This is a genomic window from Brucella daejeonensis (assembly GCF_014199265.1).
Lineage (GTDB): Bacteria > Pseudomonadota > Alphaproteobacteria > Rhizobiales > Rhizobiaceae > Brucella > Brucella daejeonensis.
The window spans coordinates 144,774-167,980 of the sequence record NZ_JACIJG010000007.1; the positions used below are offsets into that span (position 1 = coordinate 144,774).

The following is a 23,207-nucleotide window of genomic DNA, read 5'->3' on the forward strand; positions in this document are numbered from 1 at the left end:
GCCATGGCGCAGCTTCGGGAAGTGCATATGATGAACGTCAACAGCATGGCCCCGGAGCGGGGCCAGAAAGCAGATGGAACCGTCATCGACATCAACGATCTTTCGCTGGTGTTCGAGACCAATGACGGCCCGGTCCACGCGCTTTCGAATATAAATCTCGCCGTCAAGCGCGGCGAGTTCATCTCCTTTATCGGCCCTTCGGGCTGCGGCAAGACCACGCTGATGCGTGTCATTGCCGATCTTGAACAGCCGACATCCGGCCTGGTGACGGTCAATGGAAAAACGCCGGAACAGGCCCGCCTCGACCGCTCCTACGGCTATGTGTTTCAGGCGGCGGCGCTTTTCCCGTGGCGCACCATTGAAGACAATATCAGCCTGCCACTCGAAATCATGAGCTTTTCCAGGGCGGAACGGCGCGAGCGGATCGAGAGCAATCTCGCACTCGTCAATCTAGCGGGCTTCGGCAAGAAATATCCATGGCAGCTTTCGGGCGGGATGCAGCAGCGCGCATCGATTGCCCGTGCGCTTTCCTTCGATCCCGACATGCTCCTGATGGACGAACCTTTCGGCGCGCTGGACGAGATCGTGCGCGACCACCTCAACGAACAGCTTCTGAAATTATGGGCGGCGACGAAAAAGACCGTCATTTTCGTTACCCACTCCATTCCGGAAGCGGTCTTCCTCTCCACCAAGATTGTCGTCATGAGTCCACGTCCCGGCCGCATTCACGAGATCATCGATTGCGATCTGGGGCCGAATCGTTCGCTGGAAATCCGGGAATCGGAAGCCTTTCTCAAAATCGCCCACCGCGTTCGCGAAGGGCTTCGGCTGGGGCATATCCATGACTGAGGCCTCGTTTCTGCGCGACAAACTGATCCCAGTGACGACAGTCCTCATCGTCATCGTTGCGCTGTGGTACGCACTGGCGGTGTTTCTCAATGCGCCTTTCGAACGCGACCAGGCGACACGCGCGGGAACGGAAATCCCGTTCTCGACGCTTGTTGCCAATACGATGCATCAGGACCGCCCGGTCCTGCCCGCCCCGCATCAGGTGGCGCAGGAAATCTGGAAAAGCGTGTTCGGCGTAAAACCAAGCTCCAAGCGCAGCCTCGTCTATCATGGCTGGGTGACGCTTTCCTCCACCCTGCTCGGCTTCGTCATGGGGTCGGCGCTCGGCGTCCTGCTGGCGGTCGGCATCGTCCATTCGCGCACGCTCGACAAAAGCCTGATGCCGTGGATCATCACCTCGCAGACGATCCCCATCCTCGCCATAGCGCCCATGGTGATCGTGGTCCTGAACGCCATCGGCATAGCGGGCCTGCTGCCCAAGGCGATCATATCGACCTATCTCTCCTTCTTCCCCGTAGCCGTCGGCATGGTGAAAGGTTTGCGCTCGCCGGATGTGATGCATCTCGACCTCATGCGCACCTATAATGCCTCGCGGTCGCAGGTGTTCTGGAAACTGCGTTTTCCCGCCGCCATGCCGTTCCTGTTCACATCGATGCAGATCGCAGTCGCGATCAGCCTTGTCGGCGCGATTGTCGGCGAATTGCCGACAGGGGCGGTCGCTGGCCTTGGCGCACGATTGCTGGCAGGCTCCTATTACGGGCAGACCGTGCAGATATGGGCCGCACTGGTCGCGGCCGCATTGATGGCGGCTGTGCTCGTTGCGTTGATCGGCATCGCCGCACAGATCGTGAACCGGCGCATGGGCGCAAAACCGGAAAGGGCCGCAGCATGATGACCGGCATTCTCTCCGTACTGGCGCTCATGGCGCTGTCATGGTGTCTCATCAGTTGGGTGGCGAGTTTCAGGACCCGAAATCCGGTGGGACAAAAGCTTCTCGATATCGCCGTCCCGGCACTGTTCGGCATCGCGATGCTGGCCCTGTGGGAGACGGCTGTCCGTCTTTTCGCCATCCCGCCGGTCCTCTTGCCCGCGCCGTCCGCCATATGGGCGCGCATCGTCGTGTCCGTGCCGATCCTGCTGGCGGATTTCCGCCAGACTTTCCTCAAGGCCGTCATCATCGGCTATGTGGCCGGCTGCGGACTGGGCTTCGTGACGGCCATCGTCGCCGACCGGGTTCCGTTTCTGCGCAAGGGCCTGCTGCCGCTCGGCAATCTGGCGGCCGCACTCCCCATCGTCGGCGTCGCGCCCATCATGGTGATGTGGTTCGGTTTCGACTGGCAGTCGAAGGCTGCGGTCGTCGTCATCATGACATTCTTCCCGATGCTCGTGAACACGGTCGCCGGGCTTGCCAGCACCGGATCGATGGAACGCGACCTGATGGAAACCTATGGCTCCGGCTATTGGCAGACGCTTTTCAAGCTGCGCCTGCCCGCAGCCCAGCCCTTCATCTTCAATGCGCTCAAGATCAACTCCACCCTCGCGCTGATCGGCGCCATCGTGGCCGAATTCTTCGGCACGCCCATCGTCGGCATGGGCTTCCGCATCTCGGCGGAGATCGGGCGCATGAATGTGGACATGGTCTGGGCCGAAATCTTCGTCGCCGCGCTCGCCGGATCGCTTTCCTACGGACTGATCGCGCTGATAGAGCGTCGCATGACATTCTGGCACCCTTCCTACAGAAGGGCCTGAGCCTGAATACCGGTATCCGCAAGAATAAGGCGGGACCGGCAACCAGAGGAGAACTGAAATGAAGAAGGCATTATCGCTCTGCCTTGGAACCGCCGGGCTTGCGCTGGCACTCATGACGAGTACCGCAATGTCGGCGGACAAGCTGACCTTGCAGCTCAAATGGGTAACGCAGGGACAGTTCGCCGGTTACTATGTGGCAAAGGACAAGGGCTATTACGAAGAGGAAAATCTCGACGTCGAAATCAAGCCGGGCGGGCCGGATGTAGCGCCGCCGCAGGTGATCGCGGGCGGTGGGGCCGACGTCGTGGTGGACTGGATGCCGTCGGCGCTCGCCACCCGTGAAAAGGGCGTGCCGCTGGTCAATATCGCCCAGCCGTTCAAGAAGTCCGGCATGATGCTGACCTGCCGCAAGGATACCGACATCACCAAGCCGGAGGACTTCAGGGGGCGCACGCTGGGCGTCTGGTTCGGCGGCAACGAATATCCGTTCCTGTCCTGGATGAACCATCTCAAGATTCCGACGCAGGGCGGCAAGGACGGCGTGACCGTTCTGAAGCAGGGCTTCAATGTCGATCCGCTGATCCAGAAGCAGGCCGACTGCATTTCCACCATGACCTATAATGAATACTGGCAGGTAATCGACGCCGGAATCCCGGCCGACCAGCTCGTCGTTTTCCCCTATGAGGAACAGGGCGTGGCCACGCTGGAAGACGGGCTTTATGTGCTGGAAAAGAGCCTCGACGACCCGGCCATGGTCGACAAGCTGGCGCGCTTCGTCCGCGCTTCGATGAAGGGGTGGCAATATGCTTCCGAACATGCGGACGAAGCCGCCGAAATCATCCTCGACAACGATTCCTCCGGCGCACAAACGAGGCAAGTTCAGGAGCGCATGATCAAGGAGATCGGCAAGCTGATCGACGGTTCCGACGGTACGCTGGATGTGGCCGCCGCCGACCGCACCGTGGAAACGCTTCTCGGCGGCGGCTCCGATCCCGTCATAACCAAGAAGCCTGAAGGGGCATGGACGACGAAAATCACCGATGCCATGAAGAAATAATCCCGGACATTCAACCGGACATTCAAAAAGCAAACCCCGGAAGCCTGCTTCCGGGGTTTGCTTTTTTACCTACTTCAGCTTTTCCTCCAGCGCCACGGCGCTGACCAACTCGCGTTCGAGCTGCGCTTCTTCCTCTGCCTTCGGCTTCGTGAAGCGCCCGAGAAGCAGGTAGGCGACCGGCGTGACATAAAGGGTGGCGACGGTTGCCAGCCCAAGACCGCCGACGATAACCCATCCGAGCGCCACACGCGCTTCGGCGCCCGCGCCGCTTGCAAGCACAAGGGGCACACCGCCCAGCACGGCGCAGATCATCGTCATGCAAACGGGGCGCAGGCGGATATTGGATGCTTCCTCAATCGCCTCGCGTACGCTCAGCCCCCTGTCGCGCAACTGGTCCGCGAACTCGACGATCAGAATACCGTTCTTGGCCATGATGCCGACCAGCAGCACAAGCCCGATCTGGCTGTAGACGTTCAGGCTCGTGCCCGTCAGCAACATTGCAAAGACTGCGCAGCCAAGCCCAAGAGGAACGGTTGCCATCACGATGAGCGCGCTGACAAAGCTTTCAAACTGCGCCGCCAGCACGAGAAGAATGATGATGATGGCGAAGCCGAACACCATGGCGAGGCCGCTCGAGGTTTCGCTGAGCGTGGAAGCCTCGGCAAGCGGAATGATGTGGCTGCCGGGCGGCAGAAGCGGCGCGGCGATCTCCTGCGCGGCCGCATAGGCATCGCCCAGCGCAAAATCGCTGCGCAGGTTGGTGGTTATCGACACCGAACGTTGCCGCGTTTCGCGATTGAGCTGCGGGGGAACCGCCTTCTCGACGACCGTGGCGATGGAAGACATCGGCACATAGCGGCCATCCGACGTCTTGATGAATATGTTTTCAAGATCGGTCGGATCGTTGATCGGATTGGTGGTCGAGACCAGCTTCACGTCGAAACTGCGGTCCCCGACATAAACCGATCCGATCTTGCGGCCGTCGAGCACCGACTGCACGGCATTTGCCAGGCCGGTAATGTCGATACCCAGATCGGAAGCGCGCTCACGATTGATCTCGACGGAGAGCTGCGGCTGCGTCGGTTCCACCGAAAGGCGCGGCTGCACGAAACGCGGATCTTTTTCCAGTGCCGCAACCACCTCCTGCGCGGCGGGCTGGAGCTTGGCATAGTCGCTGCCGACAATGGCGAACTGCAACCCGTTGCCTGCGCCGCGAATACCGAGGCTGTTCGGCTGGGTCGTGAAGATACGCACCGCCGTTATGCCGCGTATACGCTGCGTGATGTCGGCCATGATCTCCTGCTGGCTGCGGGCACGCTCCTTCCACGGCGCCAGCGTCAGGACGACGAAGCCGTTGCTGGACGATCCGCCCGAACCGGCGATGGCATAGGTGGTGGTGATTTCTCCGCTATCGCGCAACGGCTGGACGGCCTCCTCGATCCTGTCGAGTTGCGACTGGAGGAATTCCACGCTGATGCCCTGCGGCCCGTTGATGCGCAACAGCGCGACAGCGCGGTCTTCCGATGGCGTCAGTTCCTGACGGATCAGGCCGTAACCCACATAGGACGCACCGGCGAAAAGCAGGGCGACGAGCACCACCACGAACGGGGCGGACAGGCAGACATGGAGGCTCTTGCGATAGAAGTTTGCAAGTCCCGCGCCAATGCGGCGCAGGAACAGGGGACCGTGACCGCCTTCCGCCGCTTCGCCACTCCCTTCCTTGAGGAAGCGCGAGGCGAGCATCGGGCAGAGGGTCAGCGCGACGACCGCCGAAAGAAGCACTGCAATCGCCAGCACGAAGCCGAACTCGCGGAAAAGACCGCCCGCCTGCCCCGGCAGAAAGGAAATCGGCACGAACACCGCCACGAGCGTCAGCGTGGTGGCGATGACGGCGAAGAACACTTCCTGCGTGCCGAGCACCGCCGCGGCCCGCGGCCCCATGCCCTGATTTCGCCTGCGGACGACGTTTTCCAGCACCACGATGGCATCATCGACCACCAGCCCGGTGGCGAGCACCAGCGCCAGAAGAGTAAGGATATTGACCGAGAAACCCGCAAGATAGATCGCCGCGATCGTGCCGATCAGCGCGACCGGCATCGACAGGGCGGGAATGAGCGTGGCGCGGATATCCCACAGGAACATGAAGATGATGGCGACCACGATGATCACCGAAGCGACCAGCGCGATCTCCACTTCATGGATGGCGCCGTTGATGAAACTTGCATCGTCACTCGTGACGGCGATGTTGACGCCTTCCGGCAAGGTCTTCTGCAGGTTGGCGACGGCGGCGCGGATTCCATCCGAAATGTCGAGCGTGTTCGACTGCGCCTGACGGACGATGCCGAGGCCAATGGCGGTCTTTCCATTCGAACGGACCGCGGAGCTTTCGATATCCGGGCCGAGCGTGACGGTCGCGACGTCGCGAATCTGCGTGCGCTGGTTGATATAGACGTTCTCGAAATCTTCCGGCTTTTCCAGATTGGCGGTGGCGCGCACCACGATGGACTGGTCGGCGCTGCGCAACGAACCCGCCGGCGCATCCAGTCCCATGGAAGAGAGCGCATTGGCCAGATCGGCAATGGTGAGACCGTAGCTCGCGAGCCGCGCCTGAATGATGTCGATGCGGAAAATCTTGTCGCGCTCACCGTTGATCTGCACATCGGCGACGCCCGGCACCGCCGACAGCACGTCCTCGATCTGGTCTTCCACCAGAACCGTCATATCGTCGACGGACATGGTGTCGGATGTGACCGCCAGGCGAAGCACCGGATCGGCGTTCGAATCCGCCTTGATGATACGCGACGGATCGGCCTCTTCCGGCAAGGTGTTCGAAACACGGGAAATCGCGTCGCGCATATCCGCGGCCGCTACGTTGAGGTCCACGCCATCGTTGAATTCCACCGTGACGCGGCTGCGTTCGAACGACGATGTGGAAGAGATGGATTTCACCCCCGAAACGCGCGCGACGGCATTTTCGAGGACCTGCGTCACCTGCCTGTCGATGGTTTCAGCGGATGCGCCGCTGAAATCGGTGCTGATCGTGACCACAGGCCGGTCGACATCCGGCAATTCGCGAATGTCGACGCCTGTGAAGGCCGCCAGTCCGGCAACCACGATCAGGACATTGATGACGAAGGCAAAAACCGGGCGGCGGATGAAAAGCGCCGTGGACCCGCCATTCTTGCCGGATGAGGAATTCTGACCGCTCACGCTCACGCCCTCACCCTGCAACGCGTTTTGCGGCGGCGGGGTCGGCCTGCACCGTCCCCTGTTCTCCCTTGATGCGCACCGGTGCATTGTCGCGCACCGTCTGCACGCCCTGCGTGACGATCATGTCGCCCTGCTTCACCGGCCCATCGATGAGAATGTTGGTGGAATTGCGCTGGACGATGCGCGCGGCAACCTTTTTGGCGATACCGTTCTCGATACGCCAGACATAGGAGCCGTCGGCGCCCCATTGAATGGCCAGCGGATCGACGGAGGGATAGCTGTCGCCCGGAAACAGAACCGTGACGGAGAACGACATGCCCGCGCGCAGACGGTCCTGCTCGTTCGGCACTTCCGCCCGGATGTGCAGGGTGCGGCTCGCCTCATCCAGCATGTTGTCCACGGCGTTGATCTGTCCGCTATAAGTCTCTCCGGGGAAAGCGGTCGATTCCGCGATCAGCGGCTGCCCGACCTTGATCTGCGGCGCGAAACGTTCCGGAACCCATATATCGATGAGCACCTTCGACCGGTCGTCGATCCGGCCGATGGAGGTCTGCGCGGTAACATAATTGCCGACATTGACGGGCAGGATGCCGACAATGCCGGAAATCGGCGCGCGAACCGTGCGGCGGCCGAGCGCAAGCTGGGCGTCCTGCTGGGCAAGCTGGGCATTGGCAACGGCCAGTTCCGCCTCGACCACCTGGACCTGCGTGGCTGTGTTGGTCGCCCGCAGCTTCGCAATGCGCTGGCGCGTCGTCTGAGCGTCCTTCAATGCGGCTTCCGCCTTGGCGACCGCTATTTTCTCGGTTTCGGCATCCATCTCGGCGACCGGATCGCCTTCCTTCACATTATCGCCCGCCTTGACATAAAGCTTTGTCATATAGCCGCTGGAATAAGGCGTCACGGATACGGTGCTGAGCGCACGCGCCGAGCCGATGGCGGTGAGCCGGTTGTTGATGGTTTCCTCGCCCGCCGGCGCCACGACGACCAGCGGCGCTGCCCGGCCCGCCTGACCTCCGGGGGCAGATCCTTCCGTCGCAGCCGTTTTGACAGCGCCGTTCTCGTTCTTGTAGACATACCAACCGCCTATCGCGGCAGCGGCGATCAGCAGGCTCAGCAGGATCTGTTTCCAGGATTTCATTCAACTCTCCGGCGAGGTCCGACGCATTGCTTCTGACGCACCTCATATTCAAAATCAGTCATGTTGGACGCGGAAAATGCCAACAGATAGTATCAGAACGATGATAGCCTTCACATTGCACAAATCATGCAACCTGAAGGCGACAAAGAATTTTGGTCAGGTTCTCGCACACGTAGATTCAAGACGTCGAGTTAAATTTCGGTAATGCAGGGCGGATTTCCTCTTAACCGGCCGATTTTGTAAAGCCGGTTGGAATTATCCGTCGGCTCCATATATAGAGGCTGCATTTATATATCGAACTTTGACGCCTGCCTGTCCGGGCACGAGGATAGCCGGGCCGGTATTACCAAAGTTCGATGAGTGGAACTCAGAGTGTATTGAATAAGCCTGCGCGGCGATTGAGCATTTCCAGGGCGCGGATGGGGTTAGCACCCGGACGCGCCGGTATAAAGTGGCCTTGAATCGGATGAAGATTATGGCGGTTCTTGAAAAGTCGATGGATTCGGGCATCCCCGGTGGCAAAGCGGCGCCAGCGGATGCGACTGTCGAACGCCTGTCTCCCACGCAGTTCACGCGGCTGCCCTGGCGCAACAGGCTTTCCAGCAAGCTGCTTCTTCTCACCGCGCTTGCCGTTCTCATTGCCGAAGTCCTCATCTTCGTCCCCTCCGTGGCGAATATGCGCGTGCGCTGGCTGAGTTCGCGCCTCGATACTGTCGGGGCCGTCAGCGAGGTCCTTCTTGCAAGCGGTGACATGGAGGTGCCGCGCAATATCCAGGACAAGGTTCTGCTGGCGACGGGCACGAAAGCAATCGCCATGCGTGAGGCGGGGGCGTCCCGGCTGCTCGCCATGACGGAGATGCCCGGCCGGATCGATCAGGTCATCGATCTCGACAATATCAGCGAAGCCGCCGCCATCTGGGACGGTTTCGACACGCTTTTCAACGGCGGCAACCGAACATTACGCATATATGGTTCCGTTTCAGCCTCCGGCACGCCCGGCAGGGTCATCGAGATCGTGACGTCCGACGCACCGCTTCGCCACGCCTTGCTGGTTTATGCGCGCAATGTGACTTTCATCTCGCTCATCATATCGGTGATCGCAGCGAGCCTCATCTATCTCATTATTCACGAGATGCTGCTGAGACCCGTGCGTATCATGCATCGCAACATGATCGATTTCGCGTCGTCGCCGGATAATCCGGCGCTCATCCTCGTTCCGGAGAATCGCCGCGACGAATTCGGAATCGCCCAACGGCAGATTTCCCACATCCAGAGCGATCTCCAGCGAACGCTCAAGGAACAGAAACACCTGGCCGATCTCGGCCTCGCCGTTTCGAAAATCAATCACGACATGCGCAATATCCTCGCTTCCGCGCAGCTGATGTCCGACAGGCTTGCCGATACCGAGGACCCGATGGTGCAGAGATTTGCGCCGAAACTGATCCGCACGCTCAGCCGCGCGATCAGTTATTCGGAAAGCGTCATGGCCTATGGCCGCTCGCAGGAAGCGCCCCCCCGGCCCCGCCGTGTCCTGCTGCATACGATCATTGCCGACGTGCAGGAAACGCTCAATCTCAGGCCCGACAGCAGCGTGGAGTTCGAAAACCTCGTGTCGCGGGAATTCGAGCTAAATGTCGATTCGGAGCAGATTTTCCGCGTGCTGAGCAATCTTTGCCGTAATTCCGTGCAGGCGATGGAGCGCGACCAGACGGGCGACGACGCGACCGTCAAACGGCTCACGATTTCGGCGGGCCGAATCGGCGCGACCACAATCATCGGGGTCGAGGATACTGGGCCGGGCCTGCCGCAGAAGGCGCGCGACAATCTCTTTACCGCTTTCAAGGGGTCGACACGCAGCGACGGCACCGGGCTTGGCCTTGCCATCGCGCAGGAACTGATCCGGGCCCATGGCGGGACGATAGAGCTGCGCGAGGACCGCCCCGTGGGGGCGCATTTCGAGATTCGAATCCCCGATTTGCCGGCACAGCGCGACGGAAATAACAATCGGCGCGCAGGGGAAAGTGTCCAGGATCTAAAGCGCGTTTCAATCTGACTGAATCAGATCGGCGCTCCAGGCAATCAGCAGTTGCCGCGCCTTTGCGAGCAGAACCCCGCAAATGTGAGGATCGACAAGAAATATTCACAGAACTGATTTTTTTTCTAAAAAGACGCTTGCATTTGGCAGTCTGTCCGATTATCAACCGCCCATCGCCGCAGCGAGCGGCACACAAGGCAAGCACCCGTAGCTCAGCTGGATAGAGCACCAGACTACGAATCTGGGGGTCAGAGGTTCGAATCCTTTCGGGTGCGCCATTTCAGAACAGAACTATGAACGCCGAACGCCGCCGTTTCTACGCTTGAAGCGGCGACCAACGTTCGCAGCAGTTCCGACTTCGATCCCATGATGCGAACCTCGTCGTCGGCAACCTCGACACGCTGCGCCAGCGCGCGTAGATGGTCGCGGCGGTAGCCGCCATCGTTGAGCCTGATCCGTTCACGGGCTTTGCGGGCAAACCCCTTGAGCATATCGGGGGTGACGCCCTGATTGCCTGAACTATCGAGCGCGAGCTGCGTGCGCTCCGCGTCGGCGGCGGCTTGATCCCGCAATGCCTTGAGGCTCACCATGCGTTCCTTTGCCATGGCGTCGTCCTTGTCCACCATGCCGGCTTCGATGGCGTCAAAGAGACGGCCGAGCCGCTGGTCGGCTTCCGTGATTCGCCTTTGAAGCTCGGCAAGATGCTCGCGGCGGCGTTCGGTGCGTTCCTGTCGGCGGTCGATGACGCTGGCAAGGACGGTTTCCAACCGCTTGGGCAGGAGCAGGCGGTCCCCGATATAATCGGCGACCGTATGGTCCAGCTTGTCCATGGGGATTGTGCGACCCTTGCAGCCGGTCTTGCCCTGCCGGGCCTTGGTCGAGCAGGTATAGTAGCGGTATGTCGCGCCCGTGCTGCCTTGGCCGGTGCGAAGGGTCATCGCTCCCCCGCACTTGGCGCAGAAGCAAATGCCGGTCAGGAGCGTCGGGCCGCTGGAGACACGTGCAGGCGTCACCATGGGATTGCGGGACTTGAGGCGGGCTTGCACCGCGTCGAACGTCTCGCGCTCGATTAGGGGCGGCACCGCCATGATGGCGACCTCGCTCTCCGGCTTCTTCTGGCGGTCCTTGTGCGACCGCGTGTTGAACCTGTGCTCGCCGATATAGGTGGTGCGGGTCAGGATGGCGTGGATTTGCGCCAGCCCCCACCGGCCGCCGTCGCGGGTAAAGAAACGGCGCTCGTTGAGATAGGTGGCGATGGCCTTGACACCCATCGCGCCGCGCGTGCCGTCGCCCTCAAGGAACAGGCGATAGATCATCCGCACGGTGTCGGCGTGCAGCGGGTCGATCTCCAGCTTCTTCTTGGTCTTCGATCCCCGCTGTTCGGCCGCAACGATGCGATAGCCAATAGGCGGCCGCGCGCCATTCCAGAAGCCTTGCCGGGCGTTCTCGTTCATGGCGCGCAGGACGTGCTTGGCGTTCTCCTTCGACTGGTATTCGTCGAAAAGGGCCATGATCTGCCGCATCATCTGGTGCATGGGATCGTCGCCCATCTCCTGCGTGATCGACACCAGCTTGACGCCGTTTTTCGCCAGCTTCCTGACGTAGAACTCCATCTCGAAGTGATCGCGGAAGAAACGAGAGAAGCTATGCACCACGACAATATCGAAAGGCGCAGGCTTGGACGTGCCCGCCTCGATCATGCGCTGGAACTCGGGGCGCTTGTCGTTGGTGGCGGTTGCGCCCGGTTCAACGTAAGTCTCAACGAGCTGGTAGCCGCGTTGCTCGCAATAGGCTTCGCCCTGCCGCTTCTGGTCAGGAATAGAAATGTCATGCTCGGCCTGCCGGGCGGTCGAGACGCGCAGGTAGAGGGCGGCGCGGGCGGTAACGGTTGGGCTGTGCATGTTCATGCTTGGCCTCCCATAGCTTTCTTCACTTTGGGGCGGTCGATAAGGGGCAACGCCAGTTCCACGCGATCATGCACTACCTTGGGTGCGAGCTTGCGCCCATGCCCCGGCTCAAGCCGCACAAGACCGTAGCTCTCCATGGTTTTCAGGGTGCGTGACAGATTGGAGCCGGCCCGGCCGGTGATTTCCGCCAGTTCCTCCAGTGAGGCCGGGGCTTTCTCGGCGATGATGCGCAGCAGTTCGCGGTTACCGGCCGACAGCACCTTGGCAAAGGATTCGGTCGAGGTGAACCACACCTTCGGATCGCTGGGCGCAGGTTTTTCCTCGCCGCGCGCGATCCGCATGGTGCGGGCCTTCATTTCTTCATAGTCGGCAATCCCGACTTTCAATGTGGTCATAGGGCACCTCGTTCCTTCAACACCGCGTCCACCGCCTGCCAGAAGTCGGCCAGCAGCGTGGCCGCATCCTCGTAGGCGTAAGGCTTCACGGTCTGGAGGCGGTGCCGATGGTCCATCGGCTCGCCGCGTCTGCCCCGGCCGACCGGGTGGGCGTTGTCAAAGCCGACCAGCCGTTCGCCCGAAGGCCCGTGAAGCGTGAGCGAATAATCGAGGCCATGCGGCTTTTCCGGCGAGGCCGGAACGCGGGTGACGATGAACTTCACCCAATGGCCGCCCTCGGGGTCGACAAAGAGCATCTGTCCGTCGAGGTCCAGAAGCGTATCGAGGCCCGGATCACGATGCCCGCTCAAGTCTTTTTCCTATCAGTTTGAGATAGGAAATGCAAGCCATCATCCGGCTTTCTCGGGTTCAGGAGTTCGTCGAACACATCGCCGAACCAACGCTCGAACACGTCAATCTCAGCCTCGGTGACGGGAATGTTCTCCGGCCAATCGTCGATAACGCGCATCCTCTGTCCGTCCGGGCCGAGAAGCGGCGCGTCGCTGGCTCGCGTTCGGCCGTCCGGCGTGGGATCGTCGGCATAGTCGAAAAGATCGTCGGGAAGTGGTTCGGGGATCGACTGTCGCGGTCGCCCTTTGCGGGCACGGCGGCGCTCTGCGCACATGGAATCCTCCTTGGTTCTGGTGGATTCCGGGGCGCTATAGGCCCCGGAATTAGGCGAACCATGGAGGGCAGTCGGCGGCCTGTAGCGTGCCGCATTTGCGCCTATGCGCTGGCGGCACCCCTGCCGGGATGGGACTCAGTTGGCGGCTCGCCGTGCCTTGGCGAAGCCGCGATCCGTAGCGATGAACCGCTCCAGCATGGGCACGATGAGCTTGATGGGATCGGTGACGGGCCTGCCGGTTTCACGGGTCAGCACCTCGGCATAGTCGATCAGATCGCGGTGAAGCGGCGCGGGCAGTTCCACCGTCACCTTGACAGGCTTGTCGTCGGGCAGCGGGCCGAGTTTCAGTTTCGTCATGGTCAACCTCCTGCCGGCTCGAACACAAGATCGCGGGTGACGATGATCCTGACCGGGAAGCCGGGCCGGATGGTGAGCGTCGGCGCAACCTGCAACTGGCGCTGGACGATCTGCTGGCCCGCCTGATTGACGGTATCCTGCGCGCCGTCGCGGATAGCCCGGATAAGCCGGTCCTCGTCGCTCGTCGCCAGCTCCGTGCCGACTGCGAGCAGCGTGGATAGCCCTGCGGCCTTCATCAGATCCCACCAATGATAATCGACGCCATCCTCAAGGCCGGCATAGCCGCTGGCATCCGCGCCCGGCAGGCGCTCCAGAACTATGGAACGGCCGCCCGGCAGGATCAGGCGATTCCACACCAAGAGCACCCTGCGCTGGCCGAAGGTCACGCCGTCATCGTATTGACCGATGATGCGCGTTCCCTGCGGGATCAGGAGCAGCGAGCCGGTTGGGCTGTCATAGACGTTCTCTGTCACCTGCGCGGTGATCTGGCCGGGCAGATCGGAACGGATGCCGGTGATGAGCGCGGCCGGGATCACGGCCCCGGCCTGAAGGATGTAGGGCGAGGCCGGCGGCGTGACGCGATCCGGCGCGACGGTCTGCCGATCCACCGGCCCGTTGAGAAACGCCGCGTGGCGATCCTGTGTCGCGGGCTGCCCGCCGAGGCCAAGCCCGGCAAGGCCGGGCATGGCCGTTCCTGCCGGCGCACCTGTGCGCGGGCCGGACTGGAAGAACACATTGCTCAAGCGCGCGGCTTCTTCCTCGGCGCGGCGGCGTTCTTCCTCTGGATCGACGGCGGGCGTCGCCATAACGGGCGGCGCGACTGGTTGTCCCCGGTTCTGCGCGTCGAGAATGGGGCGGCCCAAATCTCCGGGCAGCGCGGGGCCGAGCACCGGCCCGCTATAGTCGCTCGGCAGGCCCGCCAGCCCATCGGCAGTTTGCCGGTTGTTGGTCGAATAGAGTTCTTCGTCGCCCGGTCCTGCGTCGCGGGTCTGGAGCGCGTAGATCAGTGCGCCGCCGATGCCGAGCAAGGCGACCGCGCCGACGCCTGCCAGCATCTTGCGCGACAGGCGGGTGACGCGGGGCGATTCAGCGCGCAGGCGCATGGGGGCTGCGATATTGGTATCGCTCATTAGGACGATCCTCCCGTGGTCGTGCTGGCTGGTTCTGCTGCGGCCTGCGTCGGGTTGGTGCGGACGATCCTGACGACCTGCTGGCGGTTGCCGCTGCCAAGGCGCAGCTCGGCCGCGCCGAACAGACGGTCCACGATCAGGACGTTCTGGTGGATGCGGGAATTGACGATTTGCGGCTCGCCGTTCGCGCCAAGCACGAAGATCGGCGGCATTTCGCCCTGCACGATCCCGGCCGGGAAGACGACATAGACGCGGCGGCCATCGTCGAAGACGGAGACGGGCCGCCACGGCGGGCTGTCGCCCTGCACCTGCAATCCGTAGCGATAGTTCCGCGCCGCCTCGGCCGGGATGATCGGCGCGGCCGGAACGGTCTGGCGCTGGCCCGGCGTTGCGGGATAGGCCCATGCCACGGCGGGCATGTAGAGCGATTCCCGCGCGCGCAGTTCGAGCATGTAGGTGCGCCGGTCGGTGGTGACGACAAGGTTGGTCGAAATGTCCGGCCGCGTCGGCTTCACGAGAATATGGACACGGCGGTTTGCGCCGCTGCCGCTCTCGGTGTCGCCGATGATCCAGCGGGCGGTGTCGCCCGCCGCAATCGGCCCCGCGCCTGTCAGGCTCTCGCCCGGCTCCAGCGCGATCGTCGTGATCTGCCCGACTGCGGCATAGACCTGATAGAGCGCGCCTTCCGACCACGGATAAATCTGGATGGCGTTGTAGTAACCTTCGCGGCGCGGCTCGACGCGAGCGGCTGCATTGGCGTTCTCGACGCGGCCGGTCGGCGTGCCGGCAGCCGTGCCGCCGCGTGCGACGGTCCATGCCGGGGGCACATGCAACGGCCGGGGCGTGTTGTCGGCTGCTGCCGCCTGCACGGTCGGCAGCGGCGGCACGCTTGCATCGTAGCTGAATTGCGGCGTCCGGTTGGTGGCGCAGCCCGCCAAAGTAATTGCAAACGCCGTCGCAAAAATCGCATAGGTTAGCGACTTCAGGATCAGTAAGGAGGAATCGACAGAATGGATTCTGTGCCGACGATTGTTGCCCGGTATATCGACGCCTACAACAGGATGAATGTTCAGGCGATGCTCGACTGCCTGTCGGGCGAGGTTCGGTTTATCAACAGATCGAACGGAGAGACGACGAACGAAACGCACGGGATCGAGGCATTCCGCGCGCTGGCGGAACAGGGCGTCCAGTTGTTTGCTGAAAGAGAACAGACGATCCTCGACTGTATCGCGATAGACGACCGTGCAGCCGTGCGCATCGGCTATCGCGCCAAGGTCAAGACCGACCTGCCCAATGGCTGGAAGGCCGGGCAGGAGATCGAGATGACGGGCACCTCGTTTTTCATGATCTCCGAGGGAAAGATCAGCGAGGTGATTGATGCAAGCTGAAGTTTTCATTGGCTCATCTCCCGCGACCACGAAATTGCATTGACGTAGATGCCAAGAGGATTGGCGCGCAGTCGCTCGGCATCGCGCGGGGTCTGGATCACGATGGTCAGGATGGCGGTCCATCGTTCGGTCGTGGAGAGCTGGCTGTTCTCGTAGTGCCGCTCCACCCACGACACGCGGAAGGAATCCGGCGATGCCCGGATGACCGATGACACTTCGATGGCGACCTGTTGGCGGCCAACCTTGGTGAAGGGGTCATTGGCGCGGGCGTAGTCGTTCAATGCCGCCGCGCCGCGATCCGTGGTCCACTCATAGGCGCGAAGCCAGTTCTGGCGGACAATGATCGCGTCGGCCGGGATCGCGCGGACCTGCTCGATGAATCGGCCGAGATGGAAAGCAATCTGCGGATCGGTCGGCCGATAGTCGGCATTGGCGGGCGCGACGGTCTGCGCCTGACCGAGATCATCGACTTGCACTACCCACGGCACCACGGTCCCGCGTGCAGACTGCCAGACCAGCGCCGAGGCGAAGCCCGCCGACAGGATCAGGGAACCAAAGGCCATGAGCCGCCAGTTTCTCGCCTGCACGCGGGCCGAGCCGATACGCTCGTCCCACGCCTGCGCGGCCTTCTGATAGGGCGTCTCGGGTTCTGGCGATTTGCCGTAATGGGTGGCTGGTCGTTTGAATATGCTCATGTGCGGTCACTTTCGGAAAGGTTGATGGAAGAACCGGAGCCGTGGCTGTCGCCGGAGCGCACCGCATGGGCGGCCATGGTGGTGCCGTGGTTCATGGCCTGCGAGCGCCGCATCTGTTGCGCCCACGCGGGAGCGGTGCCGGCCGATGCGGATGATGTGGCGGGGGCGGTGCTCCCGCCGCTGACCGTGCCTGCGGTGGATGAGCCGCCGGTCACACCGAAGGCGGCGCGTGCGCCACCGGAAAAGCTGGATTTGACGCTTTCGGTGGCTTTCGAGACGGCGCGCTTCAAGGGAGAGACGGCGGCCGAGCCTGCGGCGCGGGCAACACCGCCAAGGCCGGAAGCGACACCGGCCGCGCCGGACTGGCCGAGCGCGCCGACGCTATAGGCTGCGGTTGCCGCGCCCGCGGCCGTCGCCCCGCCGCGGACGGCAGCGGCCCCGCCGGACAGCGCAGCAGCACCACCCTTGGCGGCGAGCATGGCCCCGCCGCCAGCGGCGACGCCTGCACCTGCGACCGCAAGCCCGGTTCCCACGGCTGCGCCCGCGCCGAGCTGCGGGCCGCCCGAGACGATGCCGTTTGCTATGCCGGGGCCGAAAATGCCGAGGCCGAGCAGCGACAGAGCGGCGAGCACAATCGCCATGGCGTCGTCGATGGTCGGCGTCGCCCCGCCGAAACCGGCCGTGAATTGCGAGAACAGGGTGCTGCCGATGCCGATGATGACGGCGAGCACCAGAACCTTGATGCCGGACGACACCACGTTGCCGAGCACCTTTTCGGCCATGAAGGCGGTCTTGCCGAAAAGGCCGAAGGGGATCAGCACGAACCCCGCTAAGGTGGTCAGCTTGAACTCGATCAGCGTCACGAAAAGCTGGATGGCGAGGATGAAGAAGGCCAGCACCACCAGCGCCCATGCGAACAGCAGGCACGCGATCTGGATGAAGTTCTCGAAGAACGCGATCCAGCCCATCAGGTCGGAAATGGAGTCGAGCAGCGGACGGCCGGCGTCGAGGCCGGTCTGCGCCACGCGACCCGGCCGCATAAGGTCGGCAACGGAAAAGCTCGTCCCCGATGCCATGAGGCCGAGGCCGGCGAAACTCTCGAAGACGATGCGGGCGAGGTTGTTCCAATTGCCGATGATGTAGGCGAAGACGCCGATGAACAGCGTCTTTTTGACCAGCCGCGCGATAATGTCGTCATCCGCGCCCCATGCCCAAAAGAGCGCGGCGAGCGTCACGTCGATGACGATCAGCGTTGTGGCGATGAAGGCGACCTCGCCGCCGAGCAGCCCAAAACCACTGTCGATGTAGGAGGTGAAGACTCCGAGGAAATTGTCGATGACGCCCGTGTTGCCCATGGTCAGCGCGCCTCGCTGCGGTCACGGCCGAGGAAGCGGTCGCGGGATTCAGCCCAAGCGGCGAGGCAGTCGGCATCGCTTGCGGCGGCCTCGCCGAGCTGCTGGCAACGGCGCAGGCTGTCGCGCAGGGGATCGGGCGGCGGCTGGAGGGCCGAGGCCGGGGGCGGCGCGGAAGGTTCATCCTTCCGCGCCATGTCGATTGCGGTCGCCGTGACGGCGATAGCGATGAACACAACGGCCGCAAGCCGCGCCAGCATCTTGCCGTCCATGGCGAGCCTCCCGGTCAGTTGTTGCCGTTGTTGAACATCTGCGCATTGCCCGGCTGATAACCGCTGCCCGGCGTCAGGAACCGTTCGCGCTGGATGCGGCCCTGCTCGGCGGCGGTCGCGCGCTCCGCTTCTGTCAGCGCATCGGCGCGGCCGTTCGCCGAGATGACCGCGATCAGGTCGGAAAGCTGCTGCGACTGGAGGGCAAGAAGCTGGTTGCCGGCCTGCGTGGCTTGCAGCGCCCCGGTCGCGCCCTGACTCTGGCCGACCAGCGCGGCCATCTCGGCGCGGTTGGTGTCGATATTGCCGACCGCGCCCGCCTGCACGCGCATAGCGTCCTGCAAACCGCCGACCGTGTTCTCCCAGCGGCCGCGCGCGTCGGCGACAAGCTGAGCGTCGGTCGCCGATAGCGAGACATTGCCATATTGCTGCTGGAACGCTTGGTCGATCTGCCCGACCTCGAAAGCGATGTTCTGCGCTTGGCCGAGAAGCTGCTGCGTGCGCTGGACGTTCTGCTGGAGCTGCTGGAGCGACGAATACGGCAGGCTCGCCAGATTACGGGCCTGATTGATGAGCATCTGCGCCTCATTCTGGAGGCTGGTGATCTGGTTATTGATCTGTTCGAGCGTGCGCGCTGCCGTGAGCACGTTCTGCGCATAGTTGCTCGGGTCATAGACGATGCGGCCGAAGCCGAATTGCGCATGGGCCGGGCTTGCCAGCATGGGCGAAAGCGCGACGGGCACGGCGAGCGCCAGCGCGAGGGCCGAGGCCCCGACGATTTTTGGATAGGTCATGGAAGAATCTCCTGTGTGGGGTCGGTATCGAGCCGGGCCGGCACGGCGGATTCCGGCCGGTCGGCAAGATTGGTGAGGTTGGGGATCAGTTCGGCAGCCCAATCGACGCCGCGCTCACGCAGCCATGCGGCGAGGAAGCCGTCGCGACCGTGTTCGGCGACGATCTGCGCAATGAGCGTCTGGTCGGATTTGGCGGATGCGGCGCAGAGGGCGAGGCCGACTTCGGACAGGCCAAGCTCGAACAGGCGATTGCCCCTGCGGCTTTGGCAGTAGTAATCCCGCTTGGGCGTGGCCCGTGCGAGGATTTCGATCTGCCTGTCATTGAGTCCGAAACGGCGATAAATGGCCGTGATCTGCGGCTCGATGGCCCGCTCGTTCGGCAGCAGGAGCCGCGTCGGGCAGCTCTCGATAATCGCGGGCGCGATGTTACTGCCGTCGATGTCGGAAAGGCTTTGCGTGGCGAAGATGACGCTGGCGTTTTTCTTGCGCAGCGTTTTCAGCCATTCGCGGAGCTGGCCGGCGAAACCCTCGTCGTCCAGCGCAAGCCAACCCTCGTCGATGATGAGCAGCGTCGGCCGCCCGTCGAGTCGGTCGCCGATGCGATGGAACAGATAGGCGAGCACGGCCGGGGCCGCGCCGGTCCCGACAAGGCCCTCGATCTCGAACGCCTGCACGTCCGCCGATCCCAAATGCTCTGTCTCGGCGTCGAGCAGCCGGCCATAGGCACCGCCGACGCAGAACGGCCGGAGCGCCTGTTTCAGATCGTTGGATTGCAGCAGCACCGCAAGGCCGGTGATGGTGCGTTCCTCGACCGGGGCCGAGGCGAGCGAAGTCAGCGCCGTCCAAAGATATTCCTTGACCTCGGGCGTGATGGCGATGCCTTCGCGCATGAGGATGGCGGCAATCCAGTCCGCCGCCCATGCGCGCTCATAGGTGTCGTGGATGCGGGCAAGCGGCTGGAGCGAAACGGACGCCTCGTCCCCTTCTGTCAGCCCGCCGCCAAGGTCGTGCCAGTCACCGCCCATGGCGAGCGCGGCGGCGCGGATGCTGCCGCCGAAGTCGAAGGCGAAGACCTGCGATCTCGCATAGCGCCGGAACTGCAAGGCCATGAGGGCAAGCAACACGGATTTGCCCGCGCCCGTGGGGCCGACGACAAGGGTGTGGCCTACGTCGCCGACATGGAGACTTAGCCGGAACGGGGTTGAGCCTTCGGTCTTTCCAAAGAGCAAAGGGGGCGCACCGAAATGCTCGTCCCGTTCCGGCCCCGCCCACACCGCCGAAAGCGGGATCATGTGGGCGAGATTCAAAGTGCTGATAGGCGGCTGGCGGACATTCGCGTAGGCGTGTCCGGGGAGGCTGCCGAGCCATGCGTCAACCGCGTTGACGCTCTCGGGCATGGCGGTGAAGTCGCGGCCCTGAATGATCTTCTCGACCAGGCGCAGCTTCTCTTGCGCCACGCGCGGGTCGGCATCCCATACGGTGACGGTCGCCGTGACGTAGGCCATGCCCGCCACGTCCGCCCCAAGCTCCTGCAACGCCATGTCGGCGTCGAGCGCCTTGTTCGCGGCATCGGTGTCCACAAGGGCGGACGCCTCGTTGGTCATCACCTCTTTCAGAATCGCGGCGACGCTCTTGCGCTTGGCGAACCATTGGCGACGGATGCGGGTCAGCAGCCGGGTCGCATCGGTCTTGTCGAGCAGGATCGCGCGCGTGCTCCACCTGTAGGGGAACGGCAGCCGGTTCATTTCATCGAGCAGGCCGGGCGTCGTCGCGGTCGGAAATCCCACGATGGTCAGAACGCGCAGATGCGCGTCGCCAAGGCGCGGCTCCAGCCCGCCGGTCAACGGCTGGTCGGCGAGCAGCGCGTCGAGGTGCATGGGCACCTCGGGCACGCGCACACGATGCCGGTTCGTCGAGATGGTGGAATGGAGATAGGTCAGCGTCGCGCCGTCATCCATCCAACGGCACTCGGGCATGAAGCCGTCGAGCAAGGCCAGCACGCGGTCGGTGCGGTCGATGAAGCCGCGCAGGACTTCCCACGGGTCCATACCCGTTTTCTCTCGGCCCTCGTAGAGCCAGCTTTCCGCCCGCGCCGCTTCCTCGGCGGGTGGTAGCCAGAGGAAGGTGAGGAAATAGCCGGACACGAAATGCGCGTCCGCTTCCTCGAAACCGGCCTTGCGCTCGGCATCGACCAGCGCCGACGCGGGATCGGGAAACATGCTGTCGGGATAGGTCGCCGCCTCGCTGCGCTGCGCCTCGACGAAGATGCTCCAGCCGGAGCCGAGGCGGCGCACGGCGTTGTTGATGCGGCCGGCGACGGCGACCAGCTCGGCCGCGACGGCGGAATCCAGATCAGGACCGCGAAACTTCGCCGTTCTCTGAAAACTCCCGTCCTTGTTCAAGACGACGCCGGAGCCGACCAATGCGGCCCATGGCAGATAATCGGCGAGCCGGGTGGCGGTGCGGCGGTATTCGGCAAGGTTCATCATGGCCGCGCCCTCACACCGCCAGAAAAGCCGGGATGCGCAGATGCCGCCTCCCGACCTCGACGAATTGGGGATCGCGCTTCGCCGCCCACACGGCCGCGAAATGGCCGATGGCCCATATGGCGAGGCCGACCAGCCAAAGACGCAGGCCAAGGCCCACGGCCCCGGCCAGCGTCCCGTTCATGATGGCGATGGCGCGCGGAGCGCCGCCGAGCAGGATATGCTCGGTCAGCGCCCGATGGACCGGGACCGTGAATCCCGGCACCGCGTCGAGCTGTTCGAGGCCGCCCGCCATCAGATGAGCGCCCCGCCGCCGAACGAGAAGAACGACAGGAAAAAGCTCGACGCCGCGAAGGCGATGGACAGGCCGAATACGATCTGGATCAGACGACGGAAGCCACCGCTGGTATCGCCGAACGCAAGGGTCAGGCCGGTCACGATGATGATGATGACGGCGATGATCTTGGCGACCGGCCCCTCGATGGACTGGAGGATTTGCTGCAAGGGCTGTTCCCATGGCATCGACGAACCGGACGCATGGGCGGCCGGGGCGAGCATGAGACTGATGGCAAGGGCGGATGCGGCGGTCGCCATAGTGCGATAGCCGCGCGAAATCGTGCGGATCATGAAGATTCTCCTGTGCTGGTGGGGATTGCCAAAGGGATGGGATGCGTGATGCGATAGTCGCCGTCCGGCCCCAGCCCTTCGACGCGGGCAAGCTCGGCAAGCCGGCGCGCGGAACCGCGCCCGGAAAGGACGGCAACAAGGTCGATAGTCTCGGCGATCAGGGCGCGCGGGACGGTAACGACAGCCTCTTGGATGAGCTGTTCAAGACGGCGCAGCGCGCCGATGCCGGTGCCGGCGTGAATGGTGCCGATCCCGCCCGGATGGCCGGTGCCCCACGCTTTGAGCAGGTCGAGGGCTTCGGAGCCGCGCACCTCGCCGATGGGGATGCGGTCGGGGCGCAGGCGCAGCGAGGACCGCACAAGGTCCGACAGGCTGGCGACGCCATCCTTCGTCCGCATGGCGACAAGGTTGGGCGCGGCGCATTGCAGCTCGCGCGTGTCCTCGATGATGACGACGCGATCCGCCGTCTTCGCCACCTCGGCGAGCAGCGCATTGGTCAGCGTGGTCTTGCCGGTGCTGGTGCCGCCCGCCACGAGGATGTTTGCGCGGGAGGAAACGGCCGCGCGTAACGTCGCGGCCTGATCGGTGGACATGATCCCCGCCGCCACATAGTCGTCGAGGCTGAACACGGCGACGGCGGGCTTGCGGATTGCGAAGGTCGGGGCGGCGACCACGGGTGGCAGCAGGCCCTCGAATCTTTCGCCAGACTCCGGCAACTCGGCCGAGACGCGCGGGCTGCGGGTATGAACCTCCGCGCCGACATGATGCGCGACCAGCCGAACGATGCGTTCGCCATCGGCGGCGGACAGGCGCTCGCCCGTGTCGGAAAGCCCTTCGGACAGGCGGTCGATCCACAACCGCCCGTCCGGGTTCAACATCACCTCGACCACGGCCGGGTCTTCGAGCAGCCGGGCAATGGCGGGGCCGAGCGCGGTGCGCAACATGCGTGCGCCGCGCGCAATGGCTTCCGGTCTTTGGTGGTTGGTGGTCATGTCGGCCCCGGCTTCTTGCGGGGACGCGACAGGCCATCCCCGGATCGGGGTCGATTAAGAGAGGCCGAAATCTGGCCGGTTCAACAAGTATCTAGCTGCGTGCGGTGATCGGC

23 protein-coding genes and 1 tRNA gene are annotated in these 23,207 nt (G+C 63.4%); 7 read left to right on the top strand and 17 right to left on the bottom strand.

Annotation, left to right across the window (positions count from 1 at the left end):
* Positions 1-30: 30 nt before the first annotated feature.
* The 4 genes from FHS76_RS11035 to FHS76_RS11050 are packed head-to-tail and all read left to right on the top strand — an operon-like array spanning position 31 to position 3,655.
* A complete protein-coding gene (locus FHS76_RS11035; RefSeq protein ID WP_183652366.1) occupies positions 31-849 on the top strand; it encodes an ABC transporter ATP-binding protein in 819 nt (272 codons plus the stop codon).
* Complete coding sequence (locus FHS76_RS11040; RefSeq protein ID WP_183652127.1) at positions 842-1,741, top strand: ABC transporter permease; 900 nt, start codon at positions 842-844, stop codon at positions 1,739-1,741. Before FHS76_RS11035 ends, FHS76_RS11040 begins: the two co-directional genes overlap by 8 nt.
* Complete coding sequence (locus FHS76_RS11045; protein WP_183652130.1) at positions 1,738-2,598, top strand: ABC transporter permease; 861 nt, start codon at positions 1,738-1,740, stop codon at positions 2,596-2,598. The genes FHS76_RS11040 and FHS76_RS11045 overlap by 4 nt, the downstream gene beginning before the upstream one ends.
* Positions 2,599-2,656: 58 nt before the next feature.
* A complete protein-coding gene (locus FHS76_RS11050; RefSeq protein WP_183652133.1) occupies positions 2,657-3,655 on the top strand; it encodes an ABC transporter substrate-binding protein in 999 nt (332 codons plus the stop codon).
* Positions 3,656-3,724: 69 nt separating this feature from the next.
* Here FHS76_RS11050 and FHS76_RS11055 read toward each other — a convergent pair whose 3' ends face one another.
* Positions 3,725-6,865, bottom strand: a complete 3,141-nt coding sequence (locus FHS76_RS11055) for an efflux RND transporter permease subunit (protein ID WP_183652136.1) — start codon at positions 6,863-6,865, stop codon at positions 3,725-3,727.
* A 10-nt stretch (positions 6,866-6,875) separates the two neighbouring features.
* Positions 6,876-8,003, bottom strand: coding sequence for an efflux RND transporter periplasmic adaptor subunit (locus FHS76_RS11060; protein WP_183652139.1), 1,128 nt, complete (start codon positions 8,001-8,003; stop codon positions 6,876-6,878).
* A gap of 475 nt (positions 8,004-8,478) precedes the next feature.
* On the opposite strand from FHS76_RS11060, the gene FHS76_RS11065 reads away from it, so the two are divergent.
* Together FHS76_RS11065 and FHS76_RS11070 are read left to right on the top strand one after the other, a co-directional pair.
* Positions 8,479-10,056 (top strand): sensor histidine kinase, encoded by a 1,578-nt coding sequence (locus FHS76_RS11065; protein WP_183652142.1) that lies wholly within the window; start codon positions 8,479-8,481, stop codon positions 10,054-10,056.
* 183 nt (positions 10,057-10,239) lie between these two features.
* Positions 10,240-10,316 (top strand) — tRNA-Arg (locus FHS76_RS11070).
* Here FHS76_RS11070 and FHS76_RS11075 read toward each other — a convergent pair.
* From FHS76_RS11075 to trbG, 7 genes are all read right to left on the bottom strand, one after another.
* Positions 10,287-11,945 carry a recombinase family protein gene (locus FHS76_RS11075; protein WP_183652145.1) on the bottom strand — a complete coding sequence of 553 codons (1,659 nt, stop codon included), beginning with the start codon at positions 11,943-11,945 and terminating at the stop codon, positions 10,287-10,289. The genes FHS76_RS11070 and FHS76_RS11075 overlap by 30 nt on opposite strands.
* Positions 11,942-12,340, bottom strand: a complete 399-nt coding sequence (locus tag FHS76_RS11080; RefSeq protein WP_018426305.1) for an HVO_A0114 family putative DNA-binding protein — start codon at positions 12,338-12,340, stop codon at positions 11,942-11,944. Before FHS76_RS11080 ends, FHS76_RS11075 begins: the two co-directional genes overlap by 4 nt.
* Positions 12,337-12,690, bottom strand: a complete 354-nt coding sequence (locus FHS76_RS11085; RefSeq protein ID WP_018426306.1) for a toxin-antitoxin system TumE family protein — start codon at positions 12,688-12,690, stop codon at positions 12,337-12,339. Before FHS76_RS11085 ends, FHS76_RS11080 begins: the two co-directional genes overlap by 4 nt.
* Complete coding sequence (locus FHS76_RS11090; protein ID WP_018426307.1) at positions 12,687-13,004, bottom strand: hypothetical protein; 318 nt, start codon at positions 13,002-13,004, stop codon at positions 12,687-12,689. The genes FHS76_RS11085 and FHS76_RS11090 overlap by 4 nt, the downstream gene beginning before the upstream one ends.
* Before the next feature lie 135 nt (positions 13,005-13,139).
* Positions 13,140-13,361: a DUF2274 domain-containing protein gene (locus FHS76_RS11095; RefSeq protein ID WP_183652148.1), complete on the bottom strand. Its 222-nt coding sequence runs from the start codon at positions 13,359-13,361 to the stop codon at positions 13,140-13,142.
* A 2-nt stretch (positions 13,362-13,363) separates the two neighbouring features.
* Positions 13,364-14,491 (bottom strand): TrbI/VirB10 family protein, encoded by a 1,128-nt coding sequence (locus FHS76_RS11100; protein ID WP_112330126.1) that lies wholly within the window; start codon positions 14,489-14,491, stop codon positions 13,364-13,366.
* Positions 14,491-15,483, bottom strand: a complete 993-nt coding sequence (gene trbG, locus FHS76_RS11105; protein ID WP_205026386.1) for a P-type conjugative transfer protein TrbG — start codon at positions 15,481-15,483, stop codon at positions 14,491-14,493. Before trbG ends, FHS76_RS11100 begins: the two co-directional genes overlap by 1 nt.
* An 18-nt stretch (positions 15,484-15,501) precedes the next feature.
* On the opposite strand from trbG, the gene FHS76_RS11110 reads away from it, so the two are divergent.
* Complete coding sequence (locus tag FHS76_RS11110) at positions 15,502-15,879, top strand: nuclear transport factor 2 family protein (RefSeq protein WP_018426311.1); 378 nt, start codon at positions 15,502-15,504, stop codon at positions 15,877-15,879.
* 5 nt (positions 15,880-15,884) lie between these two features.
* Here the strand turns inward: FHS76_RS11110 and trbF are convergent, their stop codons facing one another.
* Genes trbF through trbB form a run of 8 tightly spaced genes read right to left on the bottom strand, consistent with a single transcriptional unit; the run spans position 15,885 to position 23,094 of the window.
* Positions 15,885-16,574, bottom strand: coding sequence for a conjugal transfer protein TrbF (trbF, locus tag FHS76_RS11115; RefSeq protein ID WP_018426312.1), 690 nt, complete (start codon positions 16,572-16,574; stop codon positions 15,885-15,887).
* Positions 16,571-17,929 carry a P-type conjugative transfer protein TrbL gene (trbL, locus tag FHS76_RS11120; RefSeq protein WP_112330128.1) on the bottom strand — a complete coding sequence of 453 codons (1,359 nt, stop codon included), beginning with the start codon at positions 17,927-17,929 and terminating at the stop codon, positions 16,571-16,573. The genes trbF and trbL overlap by 4 nt, the downstream gene beginning before the upstream one ends.
* A 2-nt stretch (positions 17,930-17,931) precedes the next feature.
* Complete coding sequence (gene trbK-alt / locus FHS76_RS11125; protein WP_034115574.1) at positions 17,932-18,198, bottom strand: putative entry exclusion protein TrbK-alt; 267 nt, start codon at positions 18,196-18,198, stop codon at positions 17,932-17,934.
* Between the two features lie 14 nt (positions 18,199-18,212).
* Positions 18,213-18,989, bottom strand: a complete 777-nt coding sequence (gene trbJ, locus FHS76_RS11130; RefSeq protein WP_034115573.1) for a P-type conjugative transfer protein TrbJ — start codon at positions 18,987-18,989, stop codon at positions 18,213-18,215.
* The gene (gene trbE / locus FHS76_RS11135) at positions 18,986-21,478 is read right to left on the bottom strand and encodes a conjugal transfer protein TrbE (RefSeq protein WP_034115572.1); all 2,493 of its coding nucleotides are present in this window, start codon (positions 21,476-21,478) and stop codon (positions 18,986-18,988) included. The genes trbJ and trbE overlap by 4 nt, the downstream gene beginning before the upstream one ends.
* Before the next feature lie 10 nt (positions 21,479-21,488).
* Positions 21,489-21,770, bottom strand: a complete 282-nt coding sequence (locus FHS76_RS11140) for a VirB3 family type IV secretion system protein (protein WP_150349940.1) — start codon at positions 21,768-21,770, stop codon at positions 21,489-21,491.
* Positions 21,770-22,102, bottom strand: coding sequence for a TrbC/VirB2 family protein (locus FHS76_RS11145; protein ID WP_034115570.1), 333 nt, complete (start codon positions 22,100-22,102; stop codon positions 21,770-21,772). Before FHS76_RS11145 ends, FHS76_RS11140 begins: the two co-directional genes overlap by 1 nt.
* Entirely contained in the window at positions 22,099-23,094 is a 996-nt protein-coding gene (gene trbB / locus FHS76_RS11150) for a P-type conjugative transfer ATPase TrbB (protein WP_034115569.1), read from the bottom strand. The genes FHS76_RS11145 and trbB overlap by 4 nt, the downstream gene beginning before the upstream one ends.
* Positions 23,095-23,207: the final 113 nt, after the last annotated feature.

Coding starts and splice junctions, on each gene's coding strand:
- FHS76_RS11035 (WP_183652366.1), top strand. CDS start 31: ATGAACGTCAACAGCATGGCCCCGGAGCGGGGCCAGAAAGCAGATGGA.
- FHS76_RS11040 (WP_183652127.1), top strand. CDS start 842: ATGACTGAGGCCTCGTTTCTGCGCGACAAACTGATCCCAGTGACGACA.
- FHS76_RS11045 (WP_183652130.1), top strand. CDS start 1,738: ATGATGACCGGCATTCTCTCCGTACTGGCGCTCATGGCGCTGTCATGG.
- FHS76_RS11050 (WP_183652133.1), top strand. CDS start 2,657: ATGAAGAAGGCATTATCGCTCTGCCTTGGAACCGCCGGGCTTGCGCTG.
- FHS76_RS11060 (WP_183652139.1), bottom strand. CDS start 8,003: ATGAAATCCTGGAAACAGATCCTGCTGAGCCTGCTGATCGCCGCTGCC.
- FHS76_RS11065 (WP_183652142.1), top strand. CDS start 8,479: ATGGCGGTTCTTGAAAAGTCGATGGATTCGGGCATCCCCGGTGGCAAA.
- FHS76_RS11075 (WP_183652145.1), bottom strand. CDS start 11,945: ATGAACATGCACAGCCCAACCGTTACCGCCCGCGCCGCCCTCTACCTG.
- FHS76_RS11080 (WP_018426305.1), bottom strand. CDS start 12,340: ATGACCACATTGAAAGTCGGGATTGCCGACTATGAAGAAATGAAGGCC.
- FHS76_RS11090 (WP_018426307.1), bottom strand. CDS start 13,004: ATGTGCGCAGAGCGCCGCCGTGCCCGCAAAGGGCGACCGCGACAGTCG.
- FHS76_RS11095 (WP_183652148.1), bottom strand. CDS start 13,361: ATGACGAAACTGAAACTCGGCCCGCTGCCCGACGACAAGCCTGTCAAG.
- FHS76_RS11100 (WP_112330126.1), bottom strand. CDS start 14,491: ATGAGCGATACCAATATCGCAGCCCCCATGCGCCTGCGCGCTGAATCG.
- FHS76_RS11110 (WP_018426311.1), top strand. CDS start 15,502: ATGGATTCTGTGCCGACGATTGTTGCCCGGTATATCGACGCCTACAAC.
- trbF (WP_018426312.1), bottom strand. CDS start 16,574: ATGAGCATATTCAAACGACCAGCCACCCATTACGGCAAATCGCCAGAA.
- trbL (WP_112330128.1), bottom strand. CDS start 17,929: ATGGGCAACACGGGCGTCATCGACAATTTCCTCGGAGTCTTCACCTCC.
- trbK-alt (WP_034115574.1), bottom strand. CDS start 18,198: ATGGACGGCAAGATGCTGGCGCGGCTTGCGGCCGTTGTGTTCATCGCT.
- trbJ (WP_034115573.1), bottom strand. CDS start 18,989: ATGACCTATCCAAAAATCGTCGGGGCCTCGGCCCTCGCGCTGGCGCTC.
- trbE (WP_034115572.1), bottom strand. CDS start 21,478: ATGATGAACCTTGCCGAATACCGCCGCACCGCCACCCGGCTCGCCGAT.
- FHS76_RS11140 (WP_150349940.1), bottom strand. CDS start 21,770: ATGGCGGGCGGCCTCGAACAGCTCGACGCGGTGCCGGGATTCACGGTC.
- FHS76_RS11145 (WP_034115570.1), bottom strand. CDS start 22,102: ATGATCCGCACGATTTCGCGCGGCTATCGCACTATGGCGACCGCCGCA.
- trbB (WP_034115569.1), bottom strand. CDS start 23,094: ATGACCACCAACCACCAAAGACCGGAAGCCATTGCGCGCGGCGCACGC.